Here is an 18,182-nt window from a genome sequence, read left to right on the forward strand (position 1 = left end):
AGCTATTCAATATATGTATGTGCTAAAATCCCAAAAATCTTTTTCATCATTTTAGTCTCCACTTAAAATAAATAAATGTTGCTGGAATTATACACGCAATATACAATGCTCTATTTGAAACATCCCTATAAAGTTCTTTGCATGATTTCTTTGCAAATTTCCCATAAATTTGGTATTGAAGCATTGATTTGACTTTTATCCTGATACAGGCATCTGAATCTAAAAATACTTCAGCCCTTGCAACACATCCATTTGGTGACTTTATATTGTGTTTTCTACGGTTATTGGTCAGGCCATCTTCAAGATAGTCCGAAATATAAATCACTCGATTAAAAAAACGCATTTTATACTTTTCGGACATTCTAACCCAAACAATGTCTTCACCAAGAAACTTTTCGCCCCGAAACTCAGGAAACGGATATTCTTTTAGACAATGAGTATACCACACTTCCGCCATATCTCCACCGATGCCTCTATTAATTCGGCATTCGACATAAGATTCCTTTATTCCCTCCTGCGGCACGCCTGATGTACTTAGATATCCGCCATCCGGCTTTCCTCGCAAAAAACTAAAACCACAAAGATCATTTTCATCTTTATACTTTTTATAAATATCATTAACACAGACAATTGCATCTTCTGTAAGAGAATCATCACTATCAACAATAAATGTTAATGGTGTCTTTATAAACTGATATGCATAATTCAGTGCTGTATGTTTTCCGCCATTCTCTTTTTTATAATAAGAAATCGAGAAATCTGCTGTCTGTTTCATTTGTTCCACACGTTCACACGTATCATCCGTACTACCATCATCTATAATAAGCCATTCAAAGTCTTTACAACTCTGAGTACGCAAAGATTTATATAATTTTTCTAGAAATTTTCCTCTATTATAGGCAGGTGTAAGAACCGTTATATTATTCATTTCTATTTTCTCCCCTATCCTTTCTAATAAATTTATTCGGATACATGGAGAATTCCAACCACTTCATTTTTTTCATAATCCATGCAGCTATAACCGGACCCACAAAACTAATTCCAAGTCCCAGCACCACATGTGCCACAGCATTCGTAATACCAATTTTCAACAGAACAGCCCTCAGCGGTGCTGCAAACAACGTATGCATCAAAAAAATCGGCATTGTATATTTTGCAAGAAAATCCATAACTCTGCCGAATTTTCCCTCTAAATCCACCGTCAGAAGTATCACTGCCGCACAAGCTAACAAACCCAATGCAAAAGAAACCGCTTCGTTGCGGATTTCCATTATGTATACTATGACACTTAGGATTATGAATAATAAGCCGCCTATCGTTCCTTGTGCTTTTTTCCCTCTCAGTTCTAACTTAAACGTGCAAATACTCATACCCAGAACAAACCAGATTTCGTTCAAGAATACTGTTGATACTGCGTAAACACTGCATTCTCTCCCAGTCAAAACCAGCCCTTTCACAACCAGTGCAACTATCAATCCTACTACAGTCGCTTTCACATTGCTAAACGTGGGGGTGACAAGAAAAATAAAGAACAACGCATACAAATACCAATACGGTGCTGTCGGATGAAGGAACAGTGTATCACCGAGACCACCAATTGGGTCATTAACCCTACTCGAAAACAACTTTTTTAGTGCCCATGTAGCAGCCGTAAACGTCACATAAGGTACACCGAGTGCCAATGCTTTTTTCGCCACATTTCTACACCAACTACCCATACTATTTACATTGCTGTATTTTTGATACAGGTATCCGCTACAAACAAAGAACAGCGGCACATGAAAATAGTAAATCGTCGTGTTAAACCATTTATACAAAACATTTTCTGGCAAAATATTTGACTTTGTCATGCTTTGAAAGAAATGGCCTAAAACAACCAATACACAGGCAATAACTTTTACATCATCAACCCATTTTTCTCTTGTCCTTACCGCTGCCTGTTCATTCATCACTTCTTCTCCATCTGCTTCGCAATATCCGCGTCAACAATTTCCTCACCGGTCTTGCCAACCAACTGAGCTTTGCTGGCAGCACTGAGACCATCATTTATTGTTGCACATATATCGCAGGTACTGCACTTATCAAGCTGTTCTTTTGTAACCTTGCCGTCACGATAATCACGGCAGATCTTCAATTCATACATGCTGTATGGATGTTTGCTAAACAATGCTTTGAACTTGTGCTTAAGTACCCAGAAGCCAGGCTTCCAGATATACTTATGCATAGCCGGACTTACTGAACCGATCATCCAGCAATCTCGGTCACAGCAACGAACCTTCTTACGAACAGCCTCTGCTTCCCTGCTGTTCCACAGTTCGTCCCAGCTCTGTTCATTGAGGTTACCCATTACCTCCTTGTCCTTTGTACCATTACATGGCATTACATCTCCATATGGATCTATGAAGAATGTGTCGAAGCTCATGTCACATGGAAGTAATCGTTTTTGTCCATATATGTAATTTATCAAGCCATGGTTGAAATAAGCTCTGAACCATTTCTTTGGGCTGTTGCTTCTGAGAAGTTCATTTACCAGAGCTTCAAAATTCTTTGCAACCATAGGTCTGTCTTTTATTATATTCTTTGCCTCTACGAAGTAAAAGCTGTTATGAAGGGAAGCCGTAGCAAATTCCATTCCCATTTTATCAGATATTTTGTATAAAGGAACCAAGTCAGGTGCATTTTTGTCCTGAACCGTCATGCCAAAGCCTACGTCTTTCATGCCCATCTTTCTAAGAGTTTTGAGTGTCTTGTATCCTCTCTGGTATCCGTCCTGAAGACCTCTTATCTCGTTATTCGTCTGCTCAAGTCCTTCTATAGAAATACGGATTCCTATCTGTGGGAACTCCTTGCACAGGTCAACTATTCTGTCTGTGAAGAAACCATTTGTAGATATAACTATTCTGTCTGACTTCTTATAAAGCTCACGCACAATATCCTTAAGATCTGTCCTGATAAATGGTTCTCCACCGGTTATATTTGTGAAGTACATATTTGGGAGCTTTCTTATAGTCTCAATAGAAATCTCTTCCTCCGGTTTTGAAGGTGCTTTATACCTGTTACACATGGAACAACGTGCATTACAGCGATATGTAACTATCACAGTACCATTTAATTTCTTTTCACCAGTTTTTGCCATCTTTCCATTACCTTTCTTAGGTGATATCCCTTTGTCATGTTTTTTCTTTCTTCCATTGTAAATGCGAATGAGTTTTTTACAATACTCATCGATAGTGCTGAATTTTATGTCCTTACAATTCTCACTGTACCCATCGAGTAATTGTTTATCATTCCACATTGCCTGAATTTTGTTCTTAAGGTCGACAGCATTTCCACTTTCAAACAGCTCACCTGTTCTGCCGACCTGGATAAGCTCAGGAATTCCGCCGATATTGGCACCCAATACAGGCGTTCCGTACATCTGTGATTCCATTACTGAAAATGGGCAATTCTCATACCATTCGGAAGGATATACTGAAAATCTCGCCTCACGGATCAACTTCTCAAGTTCCTCTCCGGTCTTAAATCCTACATTCTCTATATTAGGTATGTTTTTTATACTATCCTCAAGTGGACCTGTACCTGCAAATATAAATTTCACATCAGGAAGTTCCCTGCACACCTTAATAAGAGTTCCTATTCCTTTCTCCTCAGAAAACCTACCAAAGTAAAGTACATAATCCTTCTTCTGAGTTTCTTTCCACTCAACCTTATCTATGAAATTATGCATTGCAACTGTCTTTTTTGCAAATAATGGATTGCTGTCCAGTTTGCTCTTCATAAATTTTGAGCAACATATCATGGTATCTATGTATTTGTAAGTACCCTTTAATTTCCAGAATTCTGCTTCCATCGTACCTACAGCAGATTTTGCTGTTGAACCATGGATACATTTTCCCTTAGTACAATTAATAAACTTGCCACCAAGACATTTCTCGCAATTCTCATGGGTATTGGGGTTGTTGCACATGTGGTTTGGGCATACCAACTGGTAATCGTGAGCTGTAAATACAATCCTGCAATCCCTTCCTGTGTCCTTACGCCATTTTACAATCTCCAAGATCATAGATGGAGTCAACTGATAATTAAAATTGTTCAGGTGACACACATCCGGTTTAAAATCATCAAGAACTTTGCGAAGCTGTACTCTTGCCTCTTTACTGTAAATTGTCTTTATAGGATATGTAAGCTTTGCAAGTTTCGAGCCACCATGGAAATCCATGTCAGATGTGTATGCGTTTACTGAATTTCCAACACACCTTCCTTCATGCTCCATGCCAAAATACTGAACCTCATGCCCCTGGTTTTCAAGATATTTTCCTAATTTGAATATGTAAGTCTCGCTACCTCCATTTGGATATAAAAACTTATTGATCATTAATACTCTCATATTATTTATCACTCCATCTATTTTGCCTCTGTAATCAGCTTGTTAGACAAACGCTTTATTATATTCTTCATAACAACAGCAAAGACCGACGCCCCCACCAATACTAAAATCACAGTAACTATATACTGTAACCATCCATTTCCCAATGCAGCAGTCACGCCAATTTTTTCTAGCACTCTGAATATAACCATATGAGATAAATAAATTTCCATACTTATCCCACTAAAAAATCCTGTAATTCTATTATCGAGCAAACCGCCATTCCTCAAAAGTGCATACATGAGGAGTGCCCCAGACATAAGCATACACACATATACATTTTCATCCATCACATAATACATTACAATCATCGCAACTGATACAATTGCCATATAATAGACACTTATCTTAGCAATCTGCTCTCTATAAAGATATATCAAACCTCCTGCAATAAAGAAACATCCACTGTATAAAATATTTGTTCTGGAAATATTAAAATATACAGAACCGATGTAGTTGTATAATATGCTTACAAAAAATGCAATCCACGCTCTGCGTTTGGTTTCAATCATCACGCAGAAAAAAGGAAATATAAGGTAGAACACAAAAGTCAATCCCAGAAACCATCCTACCCCTATTACAGTTATATTACCACAATCAGGTAACAGTCCAAACATAAGTGTCATGTCAGCAAAGCCTTCGTATAAACTTGCTAACGAATGATCCAAAACAACATCTAATAATACTAACACTGCGAAGAATGGCAACACTTTTAAAAATCTTTTTTTGTAAAACTCTGTCATAGAAATTGTATTATTAAGTATCTTTTCATAGTACCCACAACACATTCCAAATGCCGATATAACCATAAATAAAAATACAAAATTTGTAAACGATGGGATCATAGTATCATACACAAACCCACTAACAGCATTTACATTAGTACTATTCGCACGAACATGCATCATAACTATCCCAAAGGCTGCAATCATTCTCAGTCCATCTATTGCACCATAATGTTTTCTTTCCATAATCATCTTTCCCTGCGATATAACTTAACAGTCTTTTCAGCAATCTCGTCCCAGTTATATTTCCTGCAAATATAATCTGCTGCCTGTTCTTTATATCTGCTCACCAACATCTCATCATTACACAATCTCTGCAGCTTATCCTGCAGATCCTTCACATCAGATTTCCTGAACAAAACTGCCTTATCTTCCACAACCTCTGCACATTCTTTTATGTCTGAGGTAAGGCAGCAATTTCCATAGCTCATTGCCTCAAGAAGACTAAGTGGCATGCCCTCAAGATCACTGGGGAGGACATATATATATGCATTGCTATATAATTCCTGCAACAACTGTCCCTGGACAAATCCTGTAAATATTATCCTTTCATCTCCTGCCGCCATGGTTTTCAGCTTATCCATATACTCATCTGTGTCTGATGATCCACCGGCGATAACCAGCTTCTTATCTGTGTCTGTATTCTTAAAAGCTTCTATTAAATAGTGTTCTCCCTTTTCAGGCACTATTCTTCCAAGATACAATATGTATGAATTTTTATCTAAATTGTATTTCTTCTTAATTATATCTGCAGCTTTAAGCTCCGGCTTGTTTACACCATTTGGAATGTATCTGGTCTTTCTGCCATATGTTTCCTTGAAATACTTTTGTACCTCTTGGCTTAACACTATTATCTCATTTGCATGCTTCACAGCCATCTTCTCACCAAAGTGTATGTACTTCGCACCGAAACCTGACTTCCATTTCGCCCGCTGCCAATCGAGGCCATGAACAGTAACCACAACCTTTTTCCCAAACAGCTTAGGTATAAAACAAAATGCCGCCGGTCCTTCTGCATGTATATGAACCACGTCATACCTTCCAAATGCACTGCACAAAGCAGCAAAGAAAGAGGATGACACAGCCGCCAGCCCCTTTTTTTCTATAGTAGGAACAGTTTTTATCCGTATTCCCTTGTATTCTTTTCCTGTATCTGTATCATATTCAGAACCGCTTACATGGTGTCCTTTCCGGTTATAGCAGGTCACTTTATTCCCTGCACTAGCCATTCGGGTGGCAAGTTCTTCAACAACTATTTCCACTCCACCTTCTCTTGACGGTATTCTCTTATGACCATACATCGCAATCTTCATAAACTATTTTCCTTATTATAAGGTCAATGTCAAATAAGCTTTCCTCTTTCCTCTTACATCGCCCCATCATTCTTAAGCACAACCTTGATCGTCTTAAGCAGTATCCTCACATCATTTCCAAGGCTCCACTCGGCTATGTACTGTCTGTCCAGCTTAACGACCTCGTCGAAGTCTGTTATCTTGCTTCTGCCGCTGACCTGCCACAGTCCTGTGATTCCGGGCTTGATGGTCAGTCTTGATCTGTGATGAGGGGTATATTTCTCCCACTCGTCTATTGTTGGAGGTCTGGTGCCTACCAGACTCATGTCTCCCTTAAGGACGTTGAAGAACTGTGGGAACTCGTCCAGCGACCAGTCACGGATACGATTTCCGATTCCCTTCTTGATGGTGCCGTCAGGCAGCTTTTTCGCACCGATTATCCTCGGGTCGAAGTCCAGCTTGAACATCATGCCGTCCTGTATACGGTTCTCTGCCATAAGCCCGGCTTTACGCTCCTCGGCGTCCATGTACATGCTCCTGAATTTATATATCTTGAACTTCTTTCCGTTCTTGCCCACACGAGTCTGTGAGAAGAATATAGGTCCCGGCGATTTTATGAATATTATAGGACCAATTATCACAGTTAGCAAGAGTGTGAATACAGAACCCACAAGTCCCCCTGCTATATCTGTGGCTCTCTTGATAAATGCCTGTTTGAAGGTCAGGTAATTATTGGAACTGGTGACTGTGTTGTGTCCGGCGAATTTCTCCAGGAAATACTTCTGCTCCTTCATTGCCTGTGGCAGTCTCACTCTAAGATGGAAGGTGATTCCCATGTCAGCAAGCTGCTCCAGAGTTTCATTTGCAATGTAATTGCTGTCTGCCATGTCAAAGTATATCTCATCCACCCAGCCCCGAAGGATTCTGTTGTAAGCCTCATCGCCGTAGGATAACACATTCAGATCCGAGTCAAAATCATCTGCCGCTTCTATCTCCGCCTTTACCTTTTCTATATCCGTATCATCAACGAATACCAGTCCCTGTATGTGACTGCCCACATATCTGTAGTCCCTTATGTCCTCAAGTATGCTCTTATATGTATCTGCCGAGGTAAATATAACCAACGTCTGCCTTATGTTATTCCTGTTCTTGAGCCATCTCTTCCACAGCTCCCGCACGATAAATGAAATGACACAGAATACTCCTGCGGTCATAACTGTGGTAAGTCTCGAGTACGCCGCCCCTTTCTTAAGGGCAAATAGCACAAAAACAGAGAACACCAATACGAAGCTTGCCAGCTTAAATGCTGACAACAGCTCCCTAAGATGTCCCCTGCGCAATATATCTTTATATGGATTTATAGTAAAGAATCCTATGAATAACACCACAAGCAGCAGAAGTGCCGCGTTAATACTTACTGAATTTTTGAACAGCTTATCTGCACCATGACGCACTATATAGGCAATGCTATATGAGCATATAAGCGCAACCATATCCAATACAGCAAAATCCCAATGTTTGAATATTCCCTGTGGCTTCCTTTGATACATACTGTCTCTGTCTCCCTTGCTGCCGGCTCACACTCATCCGTTCAATTCTCTGCGAAACTGAAACCAGGGCTTCACAAGCCAGCCTTTATCACTGTCAACCTTAATATTTCCTTAAGAAAATACAACGATATTGGTGATTCGTCAAGGCTTCCCGGGGTATTTGACAATATATTCCACTTTTTCGTCATAATTTGTTATGACACTTTTATTTTCGCACTTGAGTCATTGAGGCAATGTCTTCACTTAGTCCCTGTTTATATTTGTTCATGCGGATCTTTAGTCCAGGTCTTCTCTGTAGAATTTCACCAGCTCTGCGAATTCCTTCCTATATTCGTCTTCATGGGGATTCCCTTCTTCTGCCCAGCTTATAATGTCCTCCGGAGTTGCGTCACCGGCACAGGCACTGTGCTTGAGCTTCATTCCAAATGCTGCAACTGCTGTAATGAATTTCATGTCAGCGGTCATTTCTTTATTATAGGAAGTTACAGCCACATCCCGCTGCCATAATGTACTCTTGTCCTTGTCCGGCTCCTTGTATCTTATGTTGATTGTGGCGAGACGACCGGGGGCAGTTGTATCAGATGGCACGATCTCGTAGATGGCTGTCACGTTATGACCGGCTCCGATCTCGCCGCCGTCTACCATATCATTTGCGAATTCATGATCTGCCACGTCCCGGTTTTCATAGCCTATAAGCCTGTAGCTTTCCACTGTTTCGGCGTTGAAGTCCACCTGGATCTTCACATCCTTGGCAACTGTAACAAGGGTGCCGCCCATGTCATCAACCAACACCTTCTTCGCCTCATACACCGAATCTATAAATGCGTAATTGCCATCGCCATTGTCTGCCAGTGCCTCCAGCTTGTTATCCTTCAGGTTGTCATTTCCAAATCCAAGGACGCTAAGGCTTATGCCTGCCGCCTTTTCTTCGGTTATAAGTCCTGTAAGTGCCTCCTCTGAGGTGAGCCCCACGTTCATGTCTCCGTCTGTGGCAAGAATGACCCGGTTATTTCCACCCTCTATGAAGTACTTCTCCGCCTGCTCATAGGCTGATATGATCCCACCACTGCCATTTGTGTAACCATAAGCCTTAAGCCCTTCAAGGGTGTCTATGATCTCCTTCCTGTGGTCTCCGGCAACCCCATCTAAAGCTATAAGGTCACTGCCGGCGTATGTTACGATACTTACTGTATCCGTCTCGTCAAGCTCATCTGCCAGCAGCTTGAAGGCCTTGACCGCCAGGGGAAGCTTGTTCTCATCGTACATGGAACCGGAGGTGTCTACAAGAAACACAAGATTATTCTTATTCTGCTGCTTCCATGCAATCGGCTCGGTACTCATGGTGATCCTGAGAAGATTATTTTCCTCGTTCCATGGGCAGGTTGTATATTCCGTGGTCACATTGAATTTATCACCATTTTCCGGTGGGGTTGCATCATAGTGGAAGTAATTTATCATTTCTTCTATCCTCACTGCATCCGCAGGAATGTTGCTTCCATAACCACTATATATGTAGCTTCTTATGTTGCTGTAGGACGCCGTGTCCACATCTGCTGCCCAGGTGGACAGATTATCCTCCGAAGTATAGACAAATGCATTCTCATCCACATGCTTATACTCTCTTGTGTCGCTGCCGGGAACTCCTGTATCTATGCAATATCCGTAGCCATAATTATAATTAGTATTGCCGTAATCCCTGCCCCCGCTGTTTGAACTTCCATTGTAGTTCGTGCCGCCATTGTAATCTGTGCCTGCACTATAGTCTATACCGTCTTCCGCTACCGTCTCACAACTTTCTGCCACCACCATATCTCCGTTATCATAAATATTTTCTGTTGCCCGTTCCCCTTCTGCGATTTTTCTGTATTTGGCGGCAATTCCGGTGGGTTTGCCTGTGCTCTTGTTTGTTTTTGAACTACCTGTATTGATACCTGCCTCTGTTCCTGAACCTGTTCCTGTATTAATTCTTGCACTACAGCCTGCGAGGCCTGCCATACTTGTGGTAAGCATAGCCCCTATTGTCAGGGCAGCCGCCATTTTTCTAACATTCCAGGATTTTTTGTTACAGCTTTGAGTTTTGATATACCTTTCATTTTCTGTCCTTCTTCCCATAATTTTCATTCTCCTCTTCTTGATATTTATTGCCTTCACATTTTAAATGTCTTTTCGACACATGGCACCGGCAAAGGGCTGTGGATTCTATATCTTATATACGATGGGGAATGATGTATTTATGGGAGATTATCGAATTTTTTTCAGCAAAAAAAGAACCCCAGAGCTGGCACTCCAGAGTTCTTTTATCTATATTACTAATGCAACTATATTATACATAATTTTTATGTGCTACTCCACGACTTTAAATCCCCCATCTCCCCACGGAACAATAACGCAGCTTATTTCCATTCCCTCTGTTGGCATGCTTCCATAGACAGTCTCTATTCTATCCAACTGTGCTTCGTCGATAGTTATGGTTATTTCATCCCCTTCAACAGGAACCTTTGTGTCATCTGTAGCCGAAGAAGCTCCTGAGGCTTCAATGATTCTCACGATCTTCTTGACCTCTGCCTTATAGTTTCCGTTATCACACTCTGCAAATACTAACCGGCATTCTATTCTCCAGCCGTTCGCAGACTGATCTGCATCGGTGATAATCCCTCCGTTTGTGGTGGCATCAGCCCGGGGTGCGGACTCTGCTGCTTCTGCCTGCTGCTCCTCCGCCTGTGCCCCATCGCTCATTGCACCGTCCTCATGCTCCCCCGCTGACTCTGTTTCACTGGCAGACTCGTCAACCATGTCGATATTATTTTCAGCCTTGTCAGATATACGCCTTTTTTTCTTTGATCTGTCTCCCATAAGCGGAGCCACGATCACGCAGATTATTATCAACGCTGCAATGGTTGTTACCGCTACAGATACTCTTCTTCCCGAAAACCTTGAAGTTCTGACCGGCTTATCTGTTGTCTTACGGGCTTCAACCTCATCTATACCTGTCACGATCCTGTCCCACAGATCCGGCGTTTCAACCTTCATTTCTCCGGCATACAGATCCAATATATCCTGTTCTGACAGCTCTGCGGTCTGTTCCACATTTTCATCAGACGCACCGGCTGCCGGAGTCTCACCGCATGTGGTCTGTTTTGTTTCGGATTTTTTTCTGCTATTTATATCAACGACATTATAATTTTCCTTATATGTCCTCATCTGTCATGCCTCCTTTCTTATACTTCTTCCGCAGCTTCTTGATGGCACTGTTATACAGCCAGGTCACCGTCCCCATTGGCTTTTCAAGGATTTCCGATATCTCCTTGAATGTAAGCTCACCGCCGCATTTCATGTCCAGGACTTCCTTTTCTGCAGGTGTCAACTCATTTACCATGCTCTTTAGCGTCTCTCGGTCTGCAACCCGCTCCGAGAAATCCTCTCCGTCGCCTCCCGGTTCCGGCAGCTCGTCCGCAACTATTTCCCGGTCAAGCTTTCTTATTCTGTCTATGGTCATGTTCCTGGCAATGACCGTCAGCCATTTGCGGTGCCCGTTCCCGGATCTGTAGGATGCCGCCAGACCGTACAGCTTGATAAAGAATTCCGACGTCAGGTCCTCCGCCTCTTCCCTCTGCCTTATGGTGTTGTATATCACTGCAAATATCAGGTTCAGATAGGCGTCATATATCTCCCTTAACGCCTGCCTGTCGCCATTTGCCATGCGAAGCATGCAGCTTTCAAATTGTTCGTCTGTCATATTATTTTCCCTTTATTATTCAACATCAAGTTTCCATACAAAACTTGACACAATCTGTAACCCATCTATGATATGTCTGCTTACTATGTTGATCTTATTTATTTCACTTAGTCTGCCTGTTTTCTTATTCCACATATTTTCCCATATAGGACGTTCTATACATTGTACGGATCAGGTGGTGGAATTTATGGATACTTTTAAATATTTGCAGATAAATTTTTCTTACACCTTACTCCATCGGTTCTGCCGCAAGAAGCTGCATGACATAACGCTTTTCTGGCATGTGCCATCTGAACGGCCAGATCAGTATATCCTCTGCCGTGACTTTCATGTCATATCCGTTATGAAGTGCAATGTCCCGTTCAAGCTGCAGCGCTCCCTCAACCCTTGAGATCTGCCTTATGGCGTTCCTGTCTCTGCTTTCAAGTACCTCAAGTACATGCTGCTGCTCCCGGTCATTCTCCACCGCTGTGATCTCGTAGCCCCAGATAATCTTCCGTTTGGTGAGCTTATACATCAGGTCGTTCAGCCTGGTGACCGCCGCGTCATTCATGGCTCTTATTGCCGACTCTATTTCCATAAGCTCTTCTTCATCGTAATTTCTTTTGTATGCGTACAACAGCCCTGCGAATCTGGCATTCAACTGACTGTGCAGCCCCACCCCTGCGGTATAGTCGAATTTCATGGATACGGCTTTTTGTGTTGTCTCCTCTGTCAATTTGAAACTATTTGCCTGAACTATATCCTGAAGGTGCTCCACTACTATCTCCGGCTCTATTCCATCCCGCAGCAGCTCTTCAAATATATGTGCGTCCTCATGGCTGTGCTGCCAGAATGGTATGTCCGCCACCACGGCTTCTTTCACACCATATCTGTCAATGGCGCGCTTCACGCCATCAATATCCCGGTCTATAAGTATCAATCGGTAGTGCTCGGACAGCCTTCTGAGATCAAGATCCCACGCCTCTCCCACACCAAATATTGCGAGAGTTGGCAAGTCCGAGTGATTGGTTAAGACTTCTCCTTGTACAAGCTTTTTTCTACAACCTTCTGAGTTTTCTGGGTTCTCCTGCACTTTCCTTTCCCGACAGTTGGCGATTATGAAATCAGTCAGTGCTTCCCTGTACTCCGCCCAGGGTTCATCCGCACCATATATTCTTTCAGACTCTATCATTTTATCTAAAATGTTCATTTTTTATGTCCGTAAGGCTTCCGCCTTTTTCCTTTTTATTTTTTACACTTATTTCATTGTTATAATACATGAATTTGGTATATAATTGGTGTGTCGCTTATGTACTAATATATCAAAAGGACAATATATATTGCAATGCCTATGCTTGCTTAAAAAAATATAAAACCTATCATACTTTAAAGGATATTAACAAGATAGCAAGACCCAATATCCAATAAGAATACCGATAAAAATAAAAGCTACTATATTCAGGAAAATACTGATAAAGCTAACCTATTATTCAGAAAGGCTATATTATTATGTACGAAACAAATACAACCCATTTTGACAAGAAATTTATAGATGAATTAAGTGCAGACACAGGTCACCCTTTTATTAATGATATTACAAGCTTTGAGGAATTAATGATGATGTACAGCTGTGCCATTAAGGAGGTACAGACCAAGCTTGAGGTTCTGAACATGGACTTTGGAGTCCGCTACAGAAGAAATCCTATTGAATTCATCAAGACCAGACTCAAGCGTCCGGACAGTATCGCCAAGAAGCTCAAACAGAAGGGCTGTCCCATAACTGTTTCTGCCATTGGACCAAACCTGAATGATGTGGCAGGTATCAGAGTCATATGTTCATTTATTGATGATATCTATGCGGTTGCCGAACAGCTCATCGGTCAGGATGACATCACACTTATCGAGGCAAAGGACTATATATCCCACCCTAAAGAAAATGGTTACAGAAGCCTCCATCTTATTGTTCAGGTTCCGGTTTTCTTTGCTGACTACACAAGGGACATGAATGTTGAAGTTCAGATCCGTACTATTGCCATGGACTTCTGGGCCAGCCTTGACCACAAGCTCAAATACAAACATTCACTGTCAAACCCTGAGGAAATTTCCAAGGAACTCAAGGAATGTGCAGAAAGCATTGCGGTAAATGATGAACGTATGCAGCTTATCAAAAATAAGATTTATGGTGAGTCCATACAACCTAAGAAAAAGCGGGAGGATTTCGAAGGGAAATTATAAAATACGGCTTAAGTGCAATTTTGTATTTATACTACAATTTCCATTTGACAAATGCAGGATAATAGTATAAAATATGGTCTGTTGTAGGGATTTAATCCTTATATGTGTGTATGTAGCTCAGCTGGATAGAGCACTTGGCTACGGACCAAGGTGTCGGGGGTTCGAATCCTCTCATACACGTAAAAAAGCACAAATCGAATGATTTGTGCTTTTTTTATTTTTATGCAACCGGTTAAGTGCGACATGCCTGCATGATCAGAACTATAGGGCAAAATGTGTTCATAAAAAACCGTCTTCACCCTTGATAAATAAAGGGCTGAAGGCGGTTTAATCTTTCACATCAACATCAGCATTATTAATAGTTATCAACTCATCATGGTATACTCAATATCCCTATAAAGACTTATGCCGTTATTGACAAATTCATAGGTTCCGTTCTTAAGGGTAATATGCCTGTCCTCAGTTGCCATGTCGCTGCCGGCGGAGTTACGCACATCCGTGTGGACGGCGGATTCGTTACAGCGGATTACAGCATTTCTTGAAGCATTTCCCATGGCAAATGCTGCCGAGCCTTGAAGGGTCGCCCTGTAGTCTGCATGGTCAATGGTTATATTGGTATCTGTTCCGCCGCCCATTCCGTAGAAATTGCTGGTCAGGGACTCTACACACACACTGGATGTAGCAACAGCCACATTACATCTACTGCCGTTCATGGTTCCCACACCCACGCACTCGGTTCCACCACACTCAAGCTTAAGGGCAGTATTCGCAATGGTTATATCTGTATTGCCACTTATAGCTCCTATGGCAACCCCTGTGGTATTCATGAATATGCAGCTTAAGTTGCACTTCATTATGCTTATGCTCCTGTCTCCCGACAGTGAACCGATACCCACACCATACTGACCGCGGAGCTCAAGCTCGTAGCTACCCCGGTTGATAAATATATTCCCTCCACGACCCGAGCCAATACCTACGCCCCTTAATCCACTGGCGGATATTGTCACTCTTCCGTCCTGTTCAAATATCAGATCTCCATGTTTCTCATTAATGGCATTGCCTATTCCGAAGTATTTGCCGTTGTTTACATCTATGTCTATGTCGCCATTGCCCCTGACTGTAAGGACTGAGCTCTCAGGTACCCTTATTCCGCCGGTTCTTAACAGGTTGTCCTGGGCAAGCACCAGTGTCACATTGCAATTCTCACCTATATTAATACATGGTTTTTCACGCTCACTGGCAAGATTTACATTGCTCAGCTTGATACCGCAGGTCTGGCCATCCTCTACATCTATTGAAATGTTGGACTTGAAGCCGTCGGCTCCAATTATCTCCAGAATATCCCCCTGATTGTAGCCTGCCACCCTTATCTGAGTGTATTTGTCCGTTGCAAGAGTAACCAGTGAAAGCTTGCTCTCGCCATTTGTAATATATATCTTGCTGCCATATCTGTTGAGAGTTGTCTGGTTGTACTGGACAATCTCATTCTTGATTGTTGTGGCTATCCCCTCTACTATCCTTGCTTCAGGGCGTCCGGTATAAAAGCCCTGGATGAGGTCTACCCCGAGTCTTATCACTTCCTTAAGCTCGTTGGTATTCTCAACCCCCTCCGCCAGAGCCAGGATATCATTGTCATGGGCATATTCTATGATATTTCTCACAAAATGCTGCTTCTGTGTGCTCTTATGGATGTCCTTCATCAGCACTCTGTCAATCTTAACATACTTCGGCATATACCGCATCAGATTGTCTACATTTGAGTAGCCGGTTCCGTAATCGTCTATGGCTGTCTCTACCCTCATCTGGGAGTAGCTGTCCTTAAGCTGCTGGAGCTCGCTGTCTTTCATCTGTGTTTCTTCAGTGAACTCAACCACTACCTGTTCGTTTACCCCTTTTAGAAGCCTTGTAAGAATACTCCGTCGTCTTTGGTCAAGTCCACAGCCAGGTATACTGTTTATGAATATCTTCTTACCATTAAACAGATACGTATACTTCTTCAGGTGGGATATTACATTGTTAAATGTTGCGTACTCCACATCCGCAAGTCTGCCTAACTTCTCAGCACTTTCAAGGAAGTCCATTGGGGAAAGCTTCTCATTTATATTAAACCGCATAAGTGCCTCATAGGCGTAGATTATTCCTGTCCTTGCATTGACGATAGGCTGGAAATAATAAATTATACGGTTCTCATCAAGGATCTGATTTACAAGGCGGTTCCAGCCGGCATCTCCACCACCTTGCTTGCTTATGACAGCCATTGCCGTATCCTTCTTCTTATTCTTAATGCCGATGGCTTCGTTTACTGCTTCTTCAAGCTCATCCTGATCTGCAACTTCACGGACTGACAGTCCCGTCATTATATTTATATTGTAGCTGTCATTCTGTCTGTTCAGATCCTTCAAACGTTCATCAAGGTTGCTACAGAATATCTTACCTCTCATACCCACCAGATCCTCTGATGGTGCTGCGAATAAAAATTCGTCGTTGCACATTCTTGAACAGATTTCCGAGTCAAGAGTAATATCCTGTATTATCCTTGAAAGACTGCAGATAACCTGATCTCCCGTGCGCCTTCCAAAATTAGAATTTATCTCTTTTATCCTGAAGATATCCACTGCCACAATGACTACCTTCCGCTTCTCTCCGTTAAGCTGAAACCTGGCAGTTGCTTTTTCAATAAAGCCTTTATAATTGTATAAACCGGTAAGCTGATCTCTTACCTGGGTTGCCTCAAGTTTTTTCAGGAGACTGGCATAGCTTGCCTGTCTGTAGAATGCCATCATGCCTTGTGATACATTCGTAACCCAATTTCTGAAATCCTCGTTCAATGCCTTATGCTCGTCCCCATAGGATATAACCACATAACCGTAGCTCTTCTCATTGAAATGTATCGGTGTAAAGAAATAAGTCTGTGGCTTCTCATGGGGTGCCCACATATCAGGTATCATGAGCTTACTGTCAAATTCATCATCAAAATCTATTACATTTCCCGAGTCAGGATCAGATCCGCACCTGATGACTCTGTGCATTTTCGTGGTGTACCCGGTAGTTACATAAGCATCACTGTTAACCTTGACCGGATCATTCCAGCCATCATTCATACAGATACTTAAGCTCTCAAAATCTCTTATCTGATACACATACTGGAATATTGTTCCGAAGAAATCATTCATATCAGATGTAGACAAAAGATCGTCCATAAAGTGATTATAGTTTGATTTGTAGCTGTTCACCGATACATCTGTAGTCCAGTTATTACGTCTTATAGAATCAGTTATAACCTTGGTATCATCACAGCCACAGCTGCTCCCGAAGAATTCCGGCGACGAGCTCTTAAACTCCCCTATATGAGTTCCGTCAAGCCGGGCCTTAACCCATCGGGCAGTATACTCACCACATGGTGCGGACGGCTTCTCCGCAGAGGTTATAGACTTAGGACACGCCCTACCCTCATCTGTCATGTCAAAGCCGATCAGTGCCACATCCTCGGGTATCCTGTAGCCATGGGCTGTAAGCTTCGCCGCAACCCCCATTGCCATCTCGTCATTTGCACAGGCAATAGCTTCCGGCATATGATTTCCGCGACGTTTCATAAGAAATTCTGCTGCCTCCGTACCTGAACGATATATGTACTTCCCATAAAAAATATCGTCCTCGGGCACAGTAATGCCATGATCTCTCAAGGCATCTCTGTAAGCCTTTTCACGCTGCATGGAATGAGGATGATTTTTAATCCCATTTACAAATGTTATATCCCTGTACCCGTGATGTTCTATAAGATGGCTCACCAGATCGTAATACGGTGTATAATTATCCATCATAATGGTTGGGAAATTCTCACTTTCCTTGTCAACAACAACCACCGGTCCCTTAAATACATCCTTGATACGTTTCTCAAGCTTAAGCGCAACACCGGCAGTCTGTATGGTGTCCTTCAATATTACAATAGCGTCAAAGGATGAATAATTAATAAGATTATATATATTGGAATCCCCCACGCCCCTCGGCTGGGTCTCCTGAAATTTAAGAAGCATAGAAAAAACGCATACATCATAATTCTGTGTGTATGCCTGCTTTAAAAAACCACTTAGGAACGCATGCTGCATTTTATCTTCCGTCTGGGCAACTAACACCGCTATTTTTTTACGTCCCATACCCGCACTCCTTTCAAGTAAC

The 18,182-nt window shown here is 42.1% G+C and carries 12 protein-coding genes, 1 tRNA gene and 1 pseudogene; 2 read left to right on the plus strand and 12 right to left on the minus strand.

Annotated elements, in window-relative coordinates:
- Positions 1 to 46: 46 nt before the first annotated feature.
- The 11 genes and pseudogenes from DXB54_RS10015 to DXB54_RS10060 all read right to left on the minus strand — a co-directional run bounded on the left by DXB54_RS10015 (position 47) and on the right by DXB54_RS10060 (position 12,981).
- Complete coding sequence (locus DXB54_RS10015; RefSeq protein ID WP_118695104.1) at positions 47 to 928, minus strand: glycosyltransferase family A protein; 882 nt, start codon at positions 926 to 928, stop codon at positions 47 to 49.
- On the minus strand, positions 921 to 1,949 hold the full coding sequence (locus tag DXB54_RS10020) for an acyltransferase family protein (RefSeq protein WP_118695105.1): 1,029 nt from the start codon (positions 1,947 to 1,949) through the stop codon (positions 921 to 923). The genes DXB54_RS10015 and DXB54_RS10020 overlap by 8 nt, the downstream gene beginning before the upstream one ends.
- Positions 1,949 to 3,136 (minus strand): radical SAM protein, encoded by a 1,188-nt coding sequence (locus DXB54_RS12340; protein WP_243104796.1) that lies wholly within the window; start codon positions 3,134 to 3,136, stop codon positions 1,949 to 1,951. The genes DXB54_RS10020 and DXB54_RS12340 overlap by 1 nt, the downstream gene beginning before the upstream one ends.
- Before the next feature lie 174 nt (positions 3,137 to 3,310).
- A pseudogene (locus DXB54_RS12345) lies at positions 3,311 to 4,387 on the minus strand (glycosyltransferase); the annotation flags it as partial.
- 17 nt (positions 4,388 to 4,404) lie between these two features.
- Positions 4,405 to 5,397 (minus strand): acyltransferase family protein, encoded by a 993-nt coding sequence (locus DXB54_RS10030; RefSeq protein WP_158578233.1) that lies wholly within the window; start codon positions 5,395 to 5,397, stop codon positions 4,405 to 4,407.
- 2 nt (positions 5,398 to 5,399) lie between these two features.
- Entirely contained in the window at positions 5,400 to 6,524 is a 1,125-nt protein-coding gene (locus DXB54_RS10035; RefSeq protein ID WP_118695108.1) for a glycosyltransferase family 4 protein, read from the minus strand.
- 53 nt (positions 6,525 to 6,577) lie between these two features.
- Complete coding sequence (locus tag DXB54_RS10040; protein ID WP_118695109.1) at positions 6,578 to 8,053, minus strand: sugar transferase; 1,476 nt, start codon at positions 8,051 to 8,053, stop codon at positions 6,578 to 6,580.
- A gap of 276 nt (positions 8,054 to 8,329) precedes the next feature.
- A complete protein-coding gene (locus tag DXB54_RS10045; RefSeq protein ID WP_243104793.1) occupies positions 8,330 to 10,165 on the minus strand; it encodes a vWA domain-containing protein in 1,836 nt (611 codons plus the stop codon).
- A gap of 231 nt (positions 10,166 to 10,396) precedes the next feature.
- Positions 10,397 to 11,254, minus strand: coding sequence for a hypothetical protein (locus DXB54_RS10050; RefSeq protein ID WP_118695110.1), 858 nt, complete (start codon positions 11,252 to 11,254; stop codon positions 10,397 to 10,399).
- Positions 11,241 to 11,789, minus strand: a complete 549-nt coding sequence (locus DXB54_RS10055; RefSeq protein ID WP_118695111.1) for an RNA polymerase sigma factor — start codon at positions 11,787 to 11,789, stop codon at positions 11,241 to 11,243. The genes DXB54_RS10050 and DXB54_RS10055 overlap by 14 nt, the downstream gene beginning before the upstream one ends.
- A gap of 229 nt (positions 11,790 to 12,018) precedes the next feature.
- On the minus strand, positions 12,019 to 12,981 hold the full coding sequence (locus DXB54_RS10060; protein WP_118695112.1) for a hypothetical protein: 963 nt from the start codon (positions 12,979 to 12,981) through the stop codon (positions 12,019 to 12,021).
- A 299-nt stretch (positions 12,982 to 13,280) separates the two neighbouring features.
- Here DXB54_RS10060 and DXB54_RS10065 point away from each other — a divergent pair, with 299 nt between their 5' ends.
- Together DXB54_RS10065 and DXB54_RS10070 are read left to right on the plus strand one after the other, a co-directional pair.
- Entirely contained in the window at positions 13,281 to 14,006 is a 726-nt protein-coding gene (locus DXB54_RS10065; RefSeq protein ID WP_021938713.1) for a GTP pyrophosphokinase, read from the plus strand.
- Between the two features lie 106 nt (positions 14,007 to 14,112).
- Positions 14,113 to 14,186 (plus strand) — tRNA-Arg (locus DXB54_RS10070).
- Between the two features lie 185 nt (positions 14,187 to 14,371).
- On the opposite strand, the gene DXB54_RS10075 is transcribed toward DXB54_RS10070, so the two are convergent.
- Entirely contained in the window at positions 14,372 to 18,160 is a 3,789-nt protein-coding gene (locus DXB54_RS10075) for an EAL domain-containing protein (protein ID WP_118695113.1), read from the minus strand.
- Positions 18,161 to 18,182 lie beyond the last annotated feature (22 nt).

It is taken from the genome of Coprococcus sp. OM04-5BH, assembly GCF_003482105.1.
In the GTDB taxonomy this organism is placed as follows: Bacteria; Bacillota; Clostridia; order Lachnospirales; family Lachnospiraceae; genus Coprococcus.

Bases quoted from the DNA above. Each gene is read 5' to 3' on its own strand.
- DXB54_RS10075 (WP_118695113.1), bottom strand. From the start codon at position 18,160: ATGGGACGTAAAAAAATAGCGGTGTTAGTTGCCCAGACGGAAGATAAA.
- DXB54_RS10020 (WP_118695105.1), bottom strand. From the start codon at position 1,949: ATGAATGAACAGGCAGCGGTAAGGACAAGAGAAAAATGGGTTGATGAT.
- DXB54_RS12340 (WP_243104796.1), bottom strand. From the start codon at position 3,136: ATGGCAAAAACTGGTGAAAAGAAATTAAATGGTACTGTGATAGTTACA.
- DXB54_RS10050 (WP_118695110.1), bottom strand. From the start codon at position 11,254: ATGAGGACATATAAGGAAAATTATAATGTCGTTGATATAAATAGCAGA.
- DXB54_RS10060 (WP_118695112.1), bottom strand. From the start codon at position 12,981: ATGAACATTTTAGATAAAATGATAGAGTCTGAAAGAATATATGGTGCG.
- DXB54_RS10040 (WP_118695109.1), bottom strand. From the start codon at position 8,053: ATGTATCAAAGGAAGCCACAGGGAATATTCAAACATTGGGATTTTGCT.
- DXB54_RS10015 (WP_118695104.1), bottom strand. From the start codon at position 928: ATGAATAATATAACGGTTCTTACACCTGCCTATAATAGAGGAAAATTT.
- DXB54_RS10035 (WP_118695108.1), bottom strand. From the start codon at position 6,524: ATGAAGATTGCGATGTATGGTCATAAGAGAATACCGTCAAGAGAAGGT.
- DXB54_RS10030 (WP_158578233.1), bottom strand. From the start codon at position 5,397: ATGGAAAGAAAACATTATGGTGCAATAGATGGACTGAGAATGATTGCA.
- DXB54_RS10045 (WP_243104793.1), bottom strand. From the start codon at position 10,165: ATGGGAAGAAGGACAGAAAATGAAAGGTATATCAAAACTCAAAGCTGT.
- DXB54_RS10065 (WP_021938713.1), top strand. From the start codon at position 13,281: ATGTACGAAACAAATACAACCCATTTTGACAAGAAATTTATAGATGAA.
- DXB54_RS10055 (WP_118695111.1), bottom strand. From the start codon at position 11,789: ATGACAGACGAACAATTTGAAAGCTGCATGCTTCGCATGGCAAATGGC.